Raw genomic sequence first — 15,719 nt, 5'->3', positions numbered from 1 at the left:
CTGTTATAATGAGATGGACAGTGGCTAGGGAGGGACTTTCGGAATGGAAAGTAGATTAGATAGAATAAAAAAGCTGTTGCATTCTTCGAGCTATAAATTAACTCCCCAAAGGGAAGCAACAGTTAGAGTGTTATTAGAAAATGAAGAAGACCATCTTAGTGCAGAAGATGTTTACTTACTCGTTAAAGAGAAATCTCCTGAGATTGGATTGGCAACCGTATATCGCACACTAGAACTACTAACGGAATTGAAAATTGTTGATAAAATAAATTTTGGTGACGGCGTTTCTAGATATGACTTGAGACAAGAAGGTGCTGCTCACTTTCATCACCATTTAGTATGTATTGAATGTGGAGCAGTGGATGAAATTCAAGAAGATTTACTAGGAGATGTAGAAAAATTAGTAGAGCGTGACTGGAATTTTAAAATTAAAGATCATCGTTTAACATTTCATGGTATTTGCCATCGTTGTACGGAAAAAAGTGAGGATGTTTCATCCGCAGAATAAACCTTTTCAAATGAGAAGGTTTTTTATTTTGCTCGTATATTCTAATTAATGATTTATCTATTTATGATTCTAAATCATTGGTTCAAAGAACGATGTCTCTTGTAACAGTTCTAAGTGTATTTACAGTAGTAATTACTATTCTAGTATTAATTTTTATCAATAGACGAGTATCTCAAATTTAAGAAAAGTAATCAAAGTGAGCAATTCTGTTGCAAAAGGTAGATTGACTGAGGAGTCCTTGGAAGAAATTCTCAAGCTGAAATTGGGTTGTTATCAAAGTCTATCAATAAAAATAGAAGAAACCGTTATTAAAGACCAATTCATAAAAAAAGAAGAGTTAAAATAAATAATGAACGGAAAGAAAGATTTGTACTAGAGTTAGGAGTAGAATTAGAATTAACTCTGTAAAAAGAGCCACTAAAAAAACCGAACTGCTCCGGTCATGGAGACTGTGAAATAAGATATGGTCTAAGCGATTTTCCCTATATTGTATAGGAAAAGGACGTTTAGACCATTTTGCTTTTTTTGTTCTTAAAATATTTCTATTGGTCATAATCCTTAAGTTAAATTACATCTGATTCAGGATAGCTACCGTTTTACGAGGATAGTGAAAGATTAGCTGGAGATTCAGGACATAACGCTTTAAATTATATTTAATTCCATTATAATAAGAATAATAGGTCCATTAGGTATATTAATTGTCCAACCTGGCATAGCTTGTATTAGAGAAGCTATGGAGGGATTTTGGATGAGACGATGGACAAGAGCAATGCTAAATACATTAAAAGTGTTTCTCCTGTTTACAGGATGTACGATTCTTTTTTATTATGCGATTGTTTGGTTTAATCAAGAATATCAACAGCTGCATCGCTATGATGAGCCATCTGGTTCGGCTGTCAAGGTGAATGCTGATAATAGTCTAGAAACAGAAAAATATTCATGGAGGGATCGAATATTCCTGTTTTACTTAAATGGGGAGTAATCCTATGGAAGATCAATTAAAAGATTTTATGCATTATTTATTAGTTGAAAAGGGTTTGGCGAGCAATACACTTGTATCATATGAAAGAGACCTAAAAAGTTATATGAAGTATATGAAAAATGTGGAACGATGTGGTATACAAGAAATACAACGCTCTCACATCATTCGTTTTTTGGGATTTTTAAAAGACCAAGGGAAATCATCAAAAACGATTGCACGTCATATTGCCTCTATTCGTGCGTTCCATCAATTTCTTTTTCGCGATCGTGTGCTTGATGAGGATCCAACTGTACATATTGAGACACCGCAGGCAGAAAGGACATTGCCCAAAATTTTATCCATGGAGGAAGTGGAAGCACTTCTTGATTTTCCACATAAAAATGACCACTATGGACTAAGAGATAAAGCAATGCTTGAGCTTCTCTATGCAACCGGAATCCGCGTAAGTGAGTTAATAAATTTGAATATGGATGATGTCCATCTCACAATGGGATTTATCCGCTGTATCGGCAAAGGGAATAAAGAAAGAATTATCCCAATTGGAGGAGCAGCGACAAGAGCATTAGATGCATATTTAACTGGGGCGAGACCGGCGTTCTTGCAACAGAAAAAGTCAACGGAAAATTCCTTGTTCTTAAATCATCATGGCAATCGATTAACAAGACAAGGATTTTGGAAAATCCTAAAACGATTAGGTAAGGAAGCACATATTGAAAAAGAAATAACGCCACATACATTAAGACATTCTTTTGCAACCCACTTATTGGAGAATGGTGCAGATTTAAGGGCAGTTCAGGAAATGCTCGGACATGCAGATATATCGACAACCCAAATATATACTCATGTAACAAAAACTAGATTGAAGGATGTATATAGTCAATTTCATCCTCGCGCATAGGAAGTAATAGGCAATCTTGTAGTTGGATGAGATAGAACTTGATAGAGGCTGGGACAAAACTAAATAGCCAATCTGTAAAGACGAACAATCTCTAATTTATCTCTTAAATAAAGGTTTCTTTTATACAATGGTTATTTATGTTTTTAAATATAGTCAAGTGTAAAAACTAATTCGTTCCATTGCGCTACAGAAACTCGCTTTCCGCGGGGAGCAACCTAAGCCTCCTCGGCTAAAGCCTGTGGGGTCTTAGGTTTTGCTCTACTTCCCGCAGGAGTCGAGTGTCTTCCGCTCCATTCCACTCCGTTTTTAAAGGCAATACCCTAAAAAATATTGTTTTTTTAGAAAAAATGAATTAGTAGGAAATATGGAGCAGCCTGAATACACGTAGACTCCTATGGGAGCTGCGAGAAAGTCCGAGACCCTGCAGGCCAGAGGCCGAAGCGGCTCGGCGCTCGCCCCATGGAAAGCGAAGTGTATTCAGGCTGCGGATATTAACACTAACTGTACTGAAACAACCTTTTATAAAACTAATAAAACCCGAACAACCATTTAGGATTCTTTGATAGTTGTTCGGGTTTATCTATGGCTGGAATACTTATGTCCCAGCCTTTTATTTTTGAATTTAAAAAAGGTATAATAAAGAAGTGAAATAGAAAACGATTTAAATATTTCTTAAATTAATGAAAATCCTTATTGAAAATGATGTCAGACTTCTGACGATTATGCTATAATTTTTTAAGGCTAATAAGAATATATACTGTAGGGTAAAATAGGGTGATTGAAACGGTAAAAGGAGGATATAAATGTCTACATATAAATACAATCGTGTTTTCTTAATTGTAATGGATTCAGTTGGAATTGGCGAAGCGCCAGATGCAAAAAAATTCGATGATGAAGGAGCGCATACATTAGGGCATATTGCAGAACAAATGAACGGCTTGCATATGCCGAATATGGCGAAACTAGGACTAAGTAATATTGATAAAATTAAAGGTGTAGAGCCTAGCACACAGCCACTTGCCTATTATACAAAAATGCAGGAAGCATCAAATGGAAAAGATACAATGACTGGTCATTGGGAGATAATGGGGTTGAACATAGAAACACCATTTCGTGTTTTCCCTAAAGGATTTCCAGATGAACTATTAAATGAAATCGAAGAAAAATCAGGCCGTAAAATTATCGGAAATAAACCAGCGAGTGGGACAGAAATTCTTGATGAACTAGGCGAAGAGCATATGAAAACTGGTGCACTAATTGTTTATACATCTGCAGATTCTGTGCTGCAAATTGCTGCACATGAAGAAATTGTTCCATTAGATGAACTGTATCGCATTTGTGAATTAGCGAGAGAATTAACATTGGACGAGAAATACATGGTTGGACGTATTATTGCAAGACCGTTTGTTGGCGAGCCAGGAAACTTTAAACGTACAGCAAACCGCCATGACTATGCACTAAAACCATTTGATCGTACGGTAATGAATGAGTTGAAAGATAATCAAATAGAAAGTATCGCTATTGGAAAAATCTCTGACATTTATGATGGTGAAGGAGTTACAAAATCATTAAGAACGGTCTCCAATATGGATGGCATGGACAAGCTAGTAGATACATTGAAAATGGATTTTACTGGTTTAAGCTTTTTGAATTTAGTAGATTTTGATGCTTTATATGGACATAGAAGAGATCCAATTGGATACGGAAAAGCTTTAGAAGAGTATGATGCAAGACTGCCAGAAGTGTTTGAATTACTTAAGGAAGATGATTTATTAATCATTACTGCAGACCACGGAAATGATCCAATCCATCATGGAACAGATCATACGAGAGAGTATGTACCATTGTTAGTGTATAGCAAAGCACTAAAAGAACCGAAGGAATTGCCACTTCGCAAAACCTTTGCTGATATTGGTGCAACGGTTGCAGAAAATTTTGCCGTAAAGCTACCGAAGCATGGAACAAGCTTCTTAAATGACTTAAAATAAGGGGAATAAAAATGAATTATACGATGATAAAGCAATCAGCAGATTTTTTAAAGCAAAAATATGAAAATACACCGAAAATAGGTCTAATTCTTGGATCTGGATTAGGGGTTCTTGCAGAAGAAATTGAAAATCCAGTAAAAATACCATATGAAGATATACCAGAATTCCCTGTATCAACAGTGGAAGGACATGCAGGTCAATTAGTGTTCGGTACAATTAATGGAATGGAAGTAGTAGCAATGCAAGGTCGTTTTCATTTCTATGAAGGTTATGCTTTTGATAAAGTAACTTTCCCAGTGCGCGTAATGAAGGAGCTAGGAGTAGAAAAATTAATCGTAACAAATGCAGCAGGCGGGGTGAACGAAACCTTTGCACCTGGTGATTTAATGCTAATTTCTGATCATATTAATAATATGGGAACAAATCCGTTAATCGGACCAAATGACAGCAACTTAGGCGTAAGATTCCCTGATATGTCAGAAGCATACTGCAAAAACCTTCGTGAAAAAGCACGTACAGTAGCAAGCAAAATTGGGCTAAAAGTTCAAGAGGGTGTCTATGTTGGCAACACAGGTCCATCTTATGAAACGCCTGCAGAAGTAAGAATGCTTCGTGTATTAGGAGGCGATGCTGTAGGGATGTCAACTGTACCAGAAGTAATCGTTGCTCGTCATGCAGGACTTAAAGTATTAGGAATTTCTTGTATTTCCAATATGGCCGCAGGTATCCTAGATCAACCACTTAATCATGAAGAAGTAATGGAAACAACAGAAAAAGTAAAAGTAAACTTTCTTCAATACGTTAAAGAATTAATTAAAGAAATAGGCGCATAATTAGCTTGACTATAATAGAGAGTTACCATTTGAACCTTACCGTTTTTATTTGGTAACTCTTTAGAATATATATTTTATACATCGCTTACATAAATCAAAGCCCTTGAAAAAGCAGTAATGTGACTTCTATTTTTGCAATTTAAAGAAAAAGATTTCCAATACAAAACGAAGGAGATTCTATTATGGCATTAAGAATGGTTGATTTAATTGAGAAAAAAAGGGACGGATTAGAATTAACGAAAGAAGAAATTTCTTTTATCATTCAAGGTTATACAGATGGCAGTATTCCTGATTATCAAATGAGTGCTTTTGCTATGGCTGTATTTTTTCGAGATATGACAGAATCAGAGCGTGCCGAGCTTACAATGGCAATGGTTCATTCAGGTGATGTCATTGATTTATCTGCAATTGAAGGAATTAAAGTTGATAAACATTCTACTGGAGGAGTTGGCGATACAACTACGTTAGTGTTAGGACCCCTTGTTGCTGCAGTAGGTGTTCCAGTGGCCAAAATGAGTGGAAGAGGGCTTGGACATACTGGTGGAACGATTGATAAATTGGAATCTGTAAAAGGATTTCATGTAGAGATAGAAAAAGAGGAGTTTATTAACTTAGTAAATAAAAATAAAGTAGCGGTAATTGGTCAAAGTGGTAATCTAACCCCTGCGGATAAGAAATTATATGGTTTAAGAGATGTAACAGCTACCGTTAACAGTATTCCTTTAATTGCTAGCAGTATCATGAGTAAAAAAATTGCAGCAGGTGCAGATGCTATTTGTTTAGACGTTAAAACTGGTGCTGGAGCATTTATGAAGACATTAGATGCCTCAAGAGAGCTTGCAGAAGCAATGGTACAAATAGGAAATAATGTTGGCAGGAAAACGATGGCTGTTATTTCTGATATGAGTCAGCCTTTAGGCTACGCAATTGGTAATGCATTAGAAGTAAAAGAGGCAATTGATACTTTAAATGGTAATGGACCAGAGGATTTAACAGAATTATGTTTAACATTAGGCAGCCATATGGTTTACTTAGCTGGTAAAGCGGAATCTACAAATGTAGCGAGAGAAATGCTGCAAGAGGTAATAGATAATGGTAAAGCGCTTGAAACATTTAAACTTTTCTTAAGTTCCCAAGGCGGCGATGTAACGGTTGTTGACAATCCGGATTTATTGCCAACTGCTAAATTTGTAATCGAATTGCCAGCAAAAGAATCTGGCTATGTCGCAGAAATAATTGCTGACAGCATTGGTACTGCTGCCATGCTGTTAGGTGCTGGTCGAGCAACGAAAGAGTCAGAAATTGATCTAGCAGTAGGCTTAGTTTTACGCAAGAAAATTGGCGACAAAGTGGAAGCGGGAGAATCACTTGTTACGATCTACAGCAATACAGAAGATATTGACGATGTGACAAAAAAATTGTATGAAAATATTAAACTTTCCCCAAATGAAGTAAAAGCTCCTACTTTAATTTATGAAGTAATTACAGAATAATAAAAAAGACCCACAAGGTAGGGAAGATAGCTATTTTTAGTTTAATAGCTGATACTTTGTGGGTCTTTTTGTTTTCTTTATTTAATGGGGATATCTATTTTTTTATGATACTCTTTTACATAATGCAATCCACCAATATGAAGTTCTAGCGGTTTGGTTTTGGAATCAAATACCAATGTTCGTTCATTTATTATTGTTTCATCATTGCTTGTTGTTAAGTGGTGATTCGTTGTCGTTTTTAAAGGAATCTTTTTTTTCTCCTCATTTATAATACTTACTTTATCCAATAAAATGGAATCATTTGTTGAGATGCTTATATTTACTGCATTATTTAATTGTATGTTATTTATCATTAAATTTGCATCCTCTAATGTTATCACTTTATTTTTCTCTATTCCTGTAAGAGAAATGGATTTATTTACTTCCTTATATCCTATAAAGTCTTTTATTTGGATTTCGAGTGAATCCACATCTTCTGGTAGGCCACCATATTCGATGGAAAAAGTATTATTTTTTCTAAAGGTTGAAGAACTACCATATCCTTCTAATGGGAGGGGCTGGCCATTTGCGATTAGCTTCACTCCGTCAAATCCGTGACTGAGACGGTCATAATTCTCCACATTAAACACGCCTTCTATTACCGTTTGGGTAGGGGTAGCCGTAATACTTTTGAAAGAAATTGTACCTTTATCTACTTTTATTTTTTTATTAATGGATTGCTTCATTTTTGTTTGTAATGCTTCCTTATGATTATAGGGAAAGATGATATCAGTTGAACCCTCGATTACTTCATAATCATTTTTCCAGTAAACATAGTGTAGCTGAAGTTTTTTGGAAAAAGCATTAATGGGATCAAAATTTAAAATTCCCGTCATTTTTGTTTCATCGTCGCTTATTTCAAAAACAGAGCTATTTATTCTGGCATTCGTAAAAAAACCAGTAATGCTCCGAGGAGTAAAAATACGATCTAAATCATCTGGCAAGCCTTTGTCATTTGCTAATGTAAAATAAACAACCAATCTATTTTCATCGGACATAAGTCCATTGATGGTTAATTCAGTCCCATTTTCTAATAAATAAGATTGCTCTATATTTTGTCCGAATCCTTTTTCGTTTAAATCTTTTAAGGATTGGGTCATAATCGTATCAAATCCTAATAGTTTTTTACCATAATAAGCAAATGTACTTGATTGATAAGTAATAAAAATCAATAAAATAATAGCAGCGGATAATGGGAACCATCGCTTAAAAGGAAAAGGTTTAGTGCGTATAGTATAAAGTGCTTTCGTTAGTCTTTGTTCTATCTCGGAAGGCGCGGTTATTTCTGCTAACTTCTTTTTTTCTTCAAATAGTTTTTGTTCAATAGGATTCATTCTTCTTTCCTCCCATACACCCTCTTTATTAGGTTTAATCCATTGTGAATTCTTGATTTTACTGTTCCAACAGAGCTTGTTTATAAGAGTATTATAGCGTTTAAAAAGTTCATTTTTTTCTAGAAAAATTAAAAGGGAGGGGCACGTTTGTCTAAAAAGAGACCCAATGGCAAAATGGAAGCCATTGGGTGTGTGTTTAGTTTATTGTTTTGTTAAAATAATTGGTCCATTTTTAGTAATGGCCAAAGTATGCTCGTATTGTGCAGACAGACTTCCATCAACAGTACGTGCTGTCCATCCATCTAAGTCTACTTTTGCATGATACATACCGATATTCAACATCGGTTCAATGGTGATAACCATGCCTTCTTTAAGTTGAGTACCTACGTGAGGAGGGCCGTAGTGAGGAATCTGCGGCAACTCGTGCATTTCTCTCCCAATTGCATGACCTACAAAATCACGGACGACCCCATAGCCTTTTGCTTCCGCATATGTTTGAATAGCATGCGAGATATCCCCAACTCGGTTTCCGATTACTGCTTGTTCTATGCCTATGTATAATGCTTCTTCTGTCGTTTTTAATAGGTTTTTCGCATCTTCTGAGACATTGCCTACTGAGTATGACCAAGCAGAATCAGCGAGCCATCCATCTAAGTTAACTACCATATCTATTGTAACAATATCGCCATCTTTTAAAGGCGTTTTGGAAGGGAAACCGTGACAGATGACATCATTAACAGATGCGCAAGTAGCAAAAGGGTATCCATGATAACCTTTCTGTTCAGGTGTAGCCCCTCTCTGTAACATGAAGTTTTCCACAAATATATCGATTTCTTCAGTAGTAATGCCAGGTTTAATTAATTTTCTAATTTCCTTATGACAATCTGCAAGGATTTCTCCTGCTTTTTTCATTTTTTCAATTTGCTCTGGTGTTTTTAAATGAATCAAAATATAACCTCCTTTTACCTTTATCCCACCCTTACTGTCCGTAAAGGTCCGATTGGTTCAACTAACCATCAGTGGGGGATGAAGGAAAACCCCCACTGATGGAAGTTTCACTTTATTCATTATAACCTACCCGTAAATACAAGCCTAACTATTCATACAGGATATGTTTCTTTTCTTACTCGTATAGAGCTATTCAAATTATTTTATGAATATTCCACATTGGCTGTATAAACTTGTCTTTTTTGGAAAAAATGGAGGCTATATAGAATGGAGGGTCAATAGATGAAACGCATCATATCAATGTTAATCATTACCTGTTTTATAACATCAATTTTGGCGCCAAGCACATTAGCTGCTGAGAAAAAACAAGAATTAGTTGATAATGTAAAATCAGCCATTTTAATTGATCGAGATACAGGAACTATTATGTATGAAAAAAATAGTGAGGAACAGCTTCCACCAGCAAGTATGACAAAAATTATGACTATGCTTCTTATTATGGAAGCTATTGATCAAGGCAAATTAAAGTTAGATGAAAAAATACGTACAAGTGAGCATGCAGCTTCTATGGGAGGCTCACAAATTTTCCTAGAACCTGGAGAGGAAATGACGACAGAGGAAATGTTAAAAGGAATTGCTATCGGTTCAGGAAATGATGCAGCTGTCGCGGTTGCAGAAAGATTAGCAGGTTCTGAAGAAGAATTTGTGAATTTAATGAATAAAAAAGCACAAGAATTAGGTTTGAAAAGTACTAAATTTCAAAATGTAACAGGATTACCAGTAGTCGATCATTACAGTTCAGCAAAAGATATGGCTTTAATGGCAAAGGAACTATTGAAGTATGAAGATATAACGAAATTTACTGGTACGTATGAAGATTATTTAAGAGAAGATACGGATAAAAAGTTTTGGCTTGTAAATACAAACCGTCTAGTTAAGTTTTATCCAGGAGTAGATGGATTAAAAACTGGATTTACAGCAGAAGCGAAATACTGTTTGACAGCAACTGCTATGAAAAATGGAATGAGGGTGATTGCAGTTGTTTTCGGTGCGCCAACATCGAAAGAAAGAAATGCTCAGGTAACGAAATTACTTGATTATGCATTTAGTCAATATGAAACACATCCATTGCATAAGCGAGAAGAAGCAATTGGCAAAGTAAAGGTAAGTAAAGGTTCAGAAAAAGAAGTGACTGCAGTCACAAGCGAACCAATTTCTATCCTCACAAAAAAAGGGGAGCAAATTGATAAATTAGAAAAAGAAATCACCATGAATAAAAATTTAAAAGCTCCAATTGAAAAAGGTCAGGAAATTGGAGAAATTACGTATAAGCAAGATGGAAAAACGCTTGTTACAAGTCCATTAGTTGCACAAAAAGAAGTGAAATCAGCTAAATGGTGGACATTATTTAAACGTTCTGCAGGTATGTTCACAAAAACCGAATAGTATTTTTTCATTTTGTCGAATCCGTTAATATTCCTTCTGTTTTTAGCGAATGAACACTAGTTTTGTCTGTGGAGAAGGAAATGTCATCAAAATCTAGAATAGTTTCTTTAAACCAAATAAGGAGGCTATTCTAGTGAGTCTTAATATTGAGTTGGAAGTAAAAAACAATGTACTTTGTATACGCTTATCTGGGGAACTGGATCATCACTATGCAGAAGAGTTGCGTACAAAAGCAACCACTGCCATAGAGAGCTATAATATTCGTCATATCGTGTTAAATCTTGAACATTTATCCTTTATGGATAGTTCTGGCTTAGGAGTTATTTTGGGAAGATATAAACAAATAAAACAGCTTGGAGGAGAAATGGTTATTTGTGCTATTTCCCCTAGTGTACAGCGTTTATTTGATATGTCTGGCATGTTTAAAATTATGAAGCTGGAAACAAATGAAGAATTTGCCCTACAACGATTGGGGGTAGCTTAAGATGAGAAACGAAATGCATATTCAATTTAGCGCACTTAGCCAGAATGAATCATTTGCACGTGTAACGGTAGCAGCTTTTATTGCACAGCTTGATCCAACAATGGATGAATTAACAGAAATTAAAACAGTAGTATCAGAAGCAGTAACAAATTGTATCATACACGGTTATGAAAATGATCCGAGTGGAATTGTTTATATTTCTGTTATATTAGAAGATTCATTTATTGATTTAACCATCAGGGATGAAGGGAAAGGAATTTTCGATGTAGAAGAAGCAAGACAGCCATTATTTACGACAAAGCCAGAACTTGAACGATCTGGTATGGGATTTACCATCATGGAAAACTTTATGGATGAAATCGAAATTCAGTCAAGTCCAGATAGCGGAACAGAGATTCGTCTGCGTAAGCATTTAATGAATAGCAAAATGCTAAGCAATTAAGGAGAATCGTCTATGGATGTGGAGGTAAAGAAAGACAAGAAGGAAACGTATCTAAAAGACCATGAAGTCAAGGACTTAATAAAACGAAGCCAAGATGGAGATCAATCAGCAAGAGATACTATCGTTCAGAAAAATATGCGTCTTGTTTGGTCAGTAGTGCAAAGATTTCTAAATAGAGGATATGATCCAGATGATTTATTTCAAATTGGATGTATCGGTCTATTAAAATCAGTTGATAAATTTGATTTAAGCTATGATGTGAAATTTTCTACCTATGCTGTTCCTATGATCATTGGAGAGATCCAACGATTTATTCGTGATGACGGAACAGTAAAGGTTAGTAGATCGTTAAAAGAATTAAGTAACAAAATTCGTAAGGCGAAGGACGAGTTATCTAAGCAATTTGGCAGAACACCAACAGTCGGGGAACTTTCCGAGTTTTTAGAGATACCTCCAGAAGATATCGTTCTCGCACAAGAAGCTGCAAGAACACCATCCTCAATTCATGAGACTGTTTATGAAAATGACGGTGATCCGATTACTTTATTGGATCAAATTGATGATGGTAATGAAGGCAAATGGTTTGATAAAATTGCCTTGCAAGAAGCCATTCGCGAATTGGATGAAAGAGAACGTCTGATTGTATATTTACGATACTATAAAGATCAGACTCAATCAGAAGTGGCAACAAGGCTTGGTATATCTCAGGTTCAAGTTTCGAGGCTTGAGAAAAAAATATTATTACAGATGAAAGAACAGATGGATCTTTAAATGAAAAGAGCTGCTAATCCTTTTTAAAAGGATTAGCAGCTCTTTTTTTGATAGCTAATTATTCATTTATTTTTTGGAGAAAAAATTACCATTTAGCAGACTTTCATATTTTTATAAAGATAATCGAATACTACAGTCATGAGGAAAACAACGTGTGTTAGGACGTGAAACTTTTGGCAGAGACTATATATCTTCGCATGAGACATCGCATTCAAAAAAAGTCAAATGATCGGATTTTCCTAAAAGATCTTGCACAAATTATTGCAACAGATGAATTGCTGTCAACACTAAAAAATGTATGTCTATACCATATTTCAGCACAAGATAAAAACATTATCATAATTGATAGTACACAAGTTATTCGTGAGATAAAAAGATTAGATAAGGAAGTAGATATCCAATTAATTGGACCACCCCAAACAATTATTGAGGTTGTTTTTGAGAAGAGAAAAGTGACACTCCCATTTTTTATATTAGTTTGGCTCCTGCTGTTTATTGGTTCAGGATTAACAATAATGAACTTTCATGAAGATGTAAGCATGCAAACAGTTCATCAACGAGTTTATAAAATGATAACAGGGAAAGAAGTAGAAAAACCGTTAATCTTTCAGATTCCATATTCCATTGGATTAGGTCTTGGTATGGTCATATTTTTTAACCATGTGTTTAAAAAACGGCTTAATGAAGAGCCAAGTCCATTGGAAGTGGAAGTATTTAATTATCAGCAGTCCTTGGATCAATATATGATTATGCATGAAAATAAAGAAAGTATAAAAAAATTAGATGATCATTAATATATTATTTGTCATCTTTGTAGGGTTAGCATGGGGGATTACCGTTGGTGCTGGTTATGTTGCTTTTCTAACAGTGTTTGGTATTATTCCAAGGCTAACACAACTAACAAAAACTTTTAGTAAAATTTATGCATATGAATGGGCTGCTGTGTTAGGAGCTGTATTAGGAACACTTGCTTTTTTGAGAGAACCGAGTTTTTCCTTACCTGCTTTTCTGCTTATCCTAATGGGATTAGCAGATGGTATTTATGTTGGAATGATTGCAGCAGCATTAACGGAGGTGCTAGATGTCTTCCCTCTTTTAGCAAAGAGAATTGGAATTGATGACCGACTATTAATATTAATGATGGCTCTTGTTTTTGGTAAGATCTTTGGCTCCTTGTTTCATTGGATATATTTTATTCCGTGATGACAATGTAATGGAAGAAGAAAGGAAGTATGGAAAATGGAAAATAGGAGAAGGGTAATTCTTATAACAGATGGAGATGAGTATGCCAAAAGAGCCGTTGAGATAGTAGCAAAAGAAATAGGAGGGAGATGTATTTCTACTTCCTTTGGCAACCCTAGCCACCATAGTGGAGAAGAAATTCTTTCCCTTATAAAACGAGCAAAAAATGACCCAGTATTAGTTATGTTTGACGACAGTGGTTTTGTCGGAGAAGGTATTGGTGAAAAAGCGCTTAAATACATAGCTACACATCCTGATTTAGAAGTTTTAGGGGTTATTGCTGTGGCAAGCAGAACGAGAAGGGAGGAATGGACGAAAATTGATGTTGCAATAGATCAAGATGGAGAATTAACGCCTTATGGTGTTGATAAATACGGAATTCCAGAAATGGAGTTAGGAAGAGTAAATGGAGATACAGTGTACATCTTAGACGAGCTAAATCTCCCTCTTGTTGTTGGCATCGGAGACATTGGAAAGATGGGAAAAAAGGACTCTTATGAAAAAGGTGCCCCGATTACTCGGAAAGCCGTAGAATATATTTTAGAAAGAAGTGGTTTTTATGAGCAGCAAGACTGAAAAGAAGATCCAAATATACGAGGATTTAGATAAAATAGAAAAGTATATGAAGGATCGGGTTGGACTCGGAACTAGCTTTGATCTAGGTGTTCGTAAAATAAAAGTAATGCGAAAAGAAGTCAATTTATATTATGTGAATGGGCTATGTGATAGTGTATTGATTGCTGAATTATTGGAGCAGCTCTTATTTTTAAATGACATTGATCGAAAATCACAAGCAAACAATATATTTGATATCGTTCAAAATCAATTAGTGCATCAAAGTGTCCAAAAGATTGAAAAAATGGACGAATTGGTTGACCAAGTTCTTTCAGGGTTGATTGCCGTTGTAATTGAAGGGTATGACCATGGTCTTATTGTTGATGTAAGAAGCTATCCAGGAAGAATGCCAGAAGAGCCAGATACAGAAAAGGTAGTCCGGGGTTCACGGGATGGCTTTGTGGAAAATATAATTGTAAACACGGCAATTACTAGAAGAAGAATTAGAGATGAACGCTTGCGCTTTGAAATTATGAGAATAGGAGAGCGTTCGAAAACAGATATTGCCGTTGGATATATTGATGGAGTAGCAGATCCAGATTTAATTAATATAGTCAAAAAGGAAATAAAAAACATAAAAACAGATGGAATGACAATGGCAGACAAAACAATAGAAGAGTATTTATTAAAGCAAGGCTATAATCCATACCCACTCGTAAGATATACAGAACGAGCAGATGTAGCTGCGACTCATTTATTAGAAGGTCATGTTATTATATATGTAGATACATCCCCGAGTGTAATTATTACACCAGCAACCTTTTTTCATCATCTGCAGCATGCAGAAGAATATAGACAAGCTCCAATGGTCGGAACTTTTATAAGATGGGTAAGATTTTTAGGTGTTATCGCTTCGATACTTTTCCTGCCATTGTGGTTTTTAGTGGTATTAGAACCATCTCTATTGCCTGAGAGGATTGCGTTTATCGGCCCAAATGAAACGACCAATATTCCAATTGTGGTCCAAATCTTTATTGCAGACTTAGGACTTGAATTTTTACGGATTGCGGCGATTCATACTCCGACACCATTATCAACTGCAATGGGATTAATAGCAGCTGTACTCATTGGACAAATTGCAATAGATGTTGGTTTATTTGTTCCAGAAGTAATCCTTTATGTGTCAGTTGCTGCCATCGGTAACTTTGCTACCCCAAGTTATGAATTGGGGATTGCCAACAAAATTGTTCGACTGATTTTGTTGATCCTTGTAGCATTCTTCCATACACCTGGATTTGTGATTGGCATGACGCTGTATCTTTTATTCCTAATCCGGACTAGAACACTAAATGTTCCTTATTTATGGCCATTTATTCCGTTTCATCCACTCGCTTTAGGACAAATTCTTGTTCGTCGTGCAGTTCCAGGCAACAAAGTAAGACCAAGCCATTTGCATCCGGGAGATCGTTATAAGCAGCCATAAGCGCTTTAAGACGACCAAGACACGATTACTATTTGACAGGCAGATACTTTTCTTTTAGGAGAGGAGATAATTCTGCCTTTCTCCCGTATATTAGGTGATCAGCTATTGAGAATTGTCTCCATTTATGATACATTTGGATAATTAAAGTGGAACTTTAACGATTTGAAGAGAACTACAATTATTAATTTGTGGGATAAATAGGTAACGAAAACAGACAAGTTCTTCCACAATAGACTGTCTGTTTTTAATAGGGGACATATTTTATAGAGAATA

16 protein-coding genes are annotated in these 15,719 nt (G+C 35.6%); 14 read left to right on the top strand and 2 right to left on the bottom strand.

Annotation, left to right across the window (positions count from 1 at the left end; genetic code table 11):
• The first annotated feature begins 43 nt into the window (after window positions 1-43).
• From fur to HHU08_RS15125, 6 genes are all read left to right on the top strand, one after another.
• The gene (gene fur / locus HHU08_RS15150; protein ID WP_016203189.1) at window positions 44-508 is read left to right on the top strand and encodes a ferric iron uptake transcriptional regulator; all 465 of its coding nucleotides are present in this window, start codon (window positions 44-46) and stop codon (window positions 506-508) included.
• 748 nt (window positions 509-1,256) lie between these two features.
• Entirely contained in the window at window positions 1,257-1,490 is a 234-nt protein-coding gene (locus HHU08_RS15145; protein WP_016203188.1) for a YqzK family protein, read from the top strand.
• 4 nt (window positions 1,491-1,494) lie between these two features.
• A complete protein-coding gene (xerD, locus tag HHU08_RS15140) occupies window positions 1,495-2,388 on the top strand; it encodes a site-specific tyrosine recombinase XerD (RefSeq protein ID WP_016203187.1) in 894 nt (297 codons plus the stop codon).
• A gap of 803 nt (window positions 2,389-3,191) precedes the next feature.
• Window positions 3,192-4,376 (top strand): phosphopentomutase, encoded by a 1,185-nt coding sequence (gene deoB, locus HHU08_RS15135; RefSeq protein ID WP_169188797.1) that lies wholly within the window; start codon window positions 3,192-3,194, stop codon window positions 4,374-4,376.
• 11 nt (window positions 4,377-4,387) lie between these two features.
• Window positions 4,388-5,209 carry a purine-nucleoside phosphorylase gene (locus HHU08_RS15130; RefSeq protein WP_169188796.1) on the top strand — a complete coding sequence of 274 codons (822 nt, stop codon included), beginning with the start codon at window positions 4,388-4,390 and terminating at the stop codon, window positions 5,207-5,209.
• A gap of 182 nt (window positions 5,210-5,391) precedes the next feature.
• Window positions 5,392-6,702 carry a pyrimidine-nucleoside phosphorylase gene (locus HHU08_RS15125; protein WP_169188795.1) on the top strand — a complete coding sequence of 437 codons (1,311 nt, stop codon included), beginning with the start codon at window positions 5,392-5,394 and terminating at the stop codon, window positions 6,700-6,702.
• 77 nt (window positions 6,703-6,779) lie between these two features.
• Here the strand turns inward: HHU08_RS15125 and HHU08_RS15120 are convergent, their stop codons facing one another.
• A complete protein-coding gene (locus tag HHU08_RS15120; RefSeq protein WP_169188794.1) occupies window positions 6,780-8,075 on the bottom strand; it encodes a DUF4179 domain-containing protein in 1,296 nt (431 codons plus the stop codon).
• A gap of 201 nt (window positions 8,076-8,276) precedes the next feature.
• The gene (gene map, locus HHU08_RS15115) at window positions 8,277-9,023 is read right to left on the bottom strand and encodes a type I methionyl aminopeptidase (RefSeq protein WP_101730934.1); all 747 of its coding nucleotides are present in this window, start codon (window positions 9,021-9,023) and stop codon (window positions 8,277-8,279) included.
• Between the two features lie 282 nt (window positions 9,024-9,305).
• Between map and HHU08_RS15110 the strand changes: the two genes are divergently transcribed.
• The 8 genes from HHU08_RS15110 (at window position 9,306) to HHU08_RS15075 (ending at window position 15,446) form a co-directional block, all read left to right on the top strand.
• Window positions 9,306-10,469, top strand: coding sequence for a D-alanyl-D-alanine carboxypeptidase family protein (locus HHU08_RS15110; protein WP_101730935.1), 1,164 nt, complete (start codon window positions 9,306-9,308; stop codon window positions 10,467-10,469).
• Window positions 10,470-10,602: 133 nt separating this feature from the next.
• Entirely contained in the window at window positions 10,603-10,953 is a 351-nt protein-coding gene (gene spoIIAA / locus HHU08_RS15105; RefSeq protein ID WP_016203181.1) for an anti-sigma F factor antagonist, read from the top strand.
• 1 nt (window position 10,954) lies between these two features.
• On the top strand, window positions 10,955-11,395 hold the full coding sequence (gene spoIIAB, locus HHU08_RS15100) for an anti-sigma F factor (RefSeq protein ID WP_016203180.1): 441 nt from the start codon (window positions 10,955-10,957) through the stop codon (window positions 11,393-11,395).
• 12 nt (window positions 11,396-11,407) lie between these two features.
• Complete coding sequence (gene sigF, locus HHU08_RS15095) at window positions 11,408-12,166, top strand: RNA polymerase sporulation sigma factor SigF (protein WP_016203179.1); 759 nt, start codon at window positions 11,408-11,410, stop codon at window positions 12,164-12,166.
• A gap of 173 nt (window positions 12,167-12,339) precedes the next feature.
• Complete coding sequence (locus HHU08_RS15090) at window positions 12,340-12,960, top strand: stage V sporulation protein AA (RefSeq protein ID WP_101730936.1); 621 nt, start codon at window positions 12,340-12,342, stop codon at window positions 12,958-12,960.
• On the top strand, window positions 12,950-13,369 hold the full coding sequence (locus HHU08_RS15085; protein ID WP_016203177.1) for a stage V sporulation protein AB: 420 nt from the start codon (window positions 12,950-12,952) through the stop codon (window positions 13,367-13,369). The genes HHU08_RS15090 and HHU08_RS15085 overlap by 11 nt, the downstream gene beginning before the upstream one ends.
• Window positions 13,370-13,405: 36 nt before the next feature.
• Entirely contained in the window at window positions 13,406-13,984 is a 579-nt protein-coding gene (locus HHU08_RS15080; RefSeq protein WP_016203176.1) for a stage V sporulation protein AE, read from the top strand.
• A complete protein-coding gene (locus HHU08_RS15075) occupies window positions 13,968-15,446 on the top strand; it encodes a spore germination protein (protein ID WP_169188793.1) in 1,479 nt (492 codons plus the stop codon). Before HHU08_RS15080 ends, HHU08_RS15075 begins: the two co-directional genes overlap by 17 nt.
• The last annotated feature ends 273 nt before the right edge of the window (window positions 15,447-15,719 follow it).

It is taken from the genome of Niallia alba (assembly GCF_012933555.1).
Lineage (GTDB): Bacteria > Bacillota > Bacilli > Bacillales > Cytobacillaceae > Niallia > Niallia alba.
This window is presented reverse-complemented; position numbering and strand designations above follow the sequence as displayed.

Coding starts and splice junctions, on each gene's coding strand:
- fur (WP_016203189.1), top strand. CDS start 44: ATGGAAAGTAGATTAGATAGAATAAAAAAGCTGTTGCATTCTTCGAGC.
- HHU08_RS15145 (WP_016203188.1), top strand. CDS start 1,257: ATGAGACGATGGACAAGAGCAATGCTAAATACATTAAAAGTGTTTCTC.
- xerD (WP_016203187.1), top strand. CDS start 1,495: ATGGAAGATCAATTAAAAGATTTTATGCATTATTTATTAGTTGAAAAG.
- deoB (WP_169188797.1), top strand. CDS start 3,192: ATGTCTACATATAAATACAATCGTGTTTTCTTAATTGTAATGGATTCA.
- HHU08_RS15130 (WP_169188796.1), top strand. CDS start 4,388: ATGAATTATACGATGATAAAGCAATCAGCAGATTTTTTAAAGCAAAAA.
- HHU08_RS15125 (WP_169188795.1), top strand. CDS start 5,392: ATGGCATTAAGAATGGTTGATTTAATTGAGAAAAAAAGGGACGGATTA.
- HHU08_RS15120 (WP_169188794.1), bottom strand. CDS start 8,075: ATGAATCCTATTGAACAAAAACTATTTGAAGAAAAAAAGAAGTTAGCA.
- HHU08_RS15110 (WP_101730935.1), top strand. CDS start 9,306: ATGAAACGCATCATATCAATGTTAATCATTACCTGTTTTATAACATCA.
- spoIIAB (WP_016203180.1), top strand. CDS start 10,955: ATGAGAAACGAAATGCATATTCAATTTAGCGCACTTAGCCAGAATGAA.
- sigF (WP_016203179.1), top strand. CDS start 11,408: ATGGATGTGGAGGTAAAGAAAGACAAGAAGGAAACGTATCTAAAAGAC.
- HHU08_RS15085 (WP_016203177.1), top strand. CDS start 12,950: ATGATCATTAATATATTATTTGTCATCTTTGTAGGGTTAGCATGGGGG.
- HHU08_RS15080 (WP_016203176.1), top strand. CDS start 13,406: ATGGAAAATAGGAGAAGGGTAATTCTTATAACAGATGGAGATGAGTAT.
- HHU08_RS15075 (WP_169188793.1), top strand. CDS start 13,968: ATGAGCAGCAAGACTGAAAAGAAGATCCAAATATACGAGGATTTAGAT.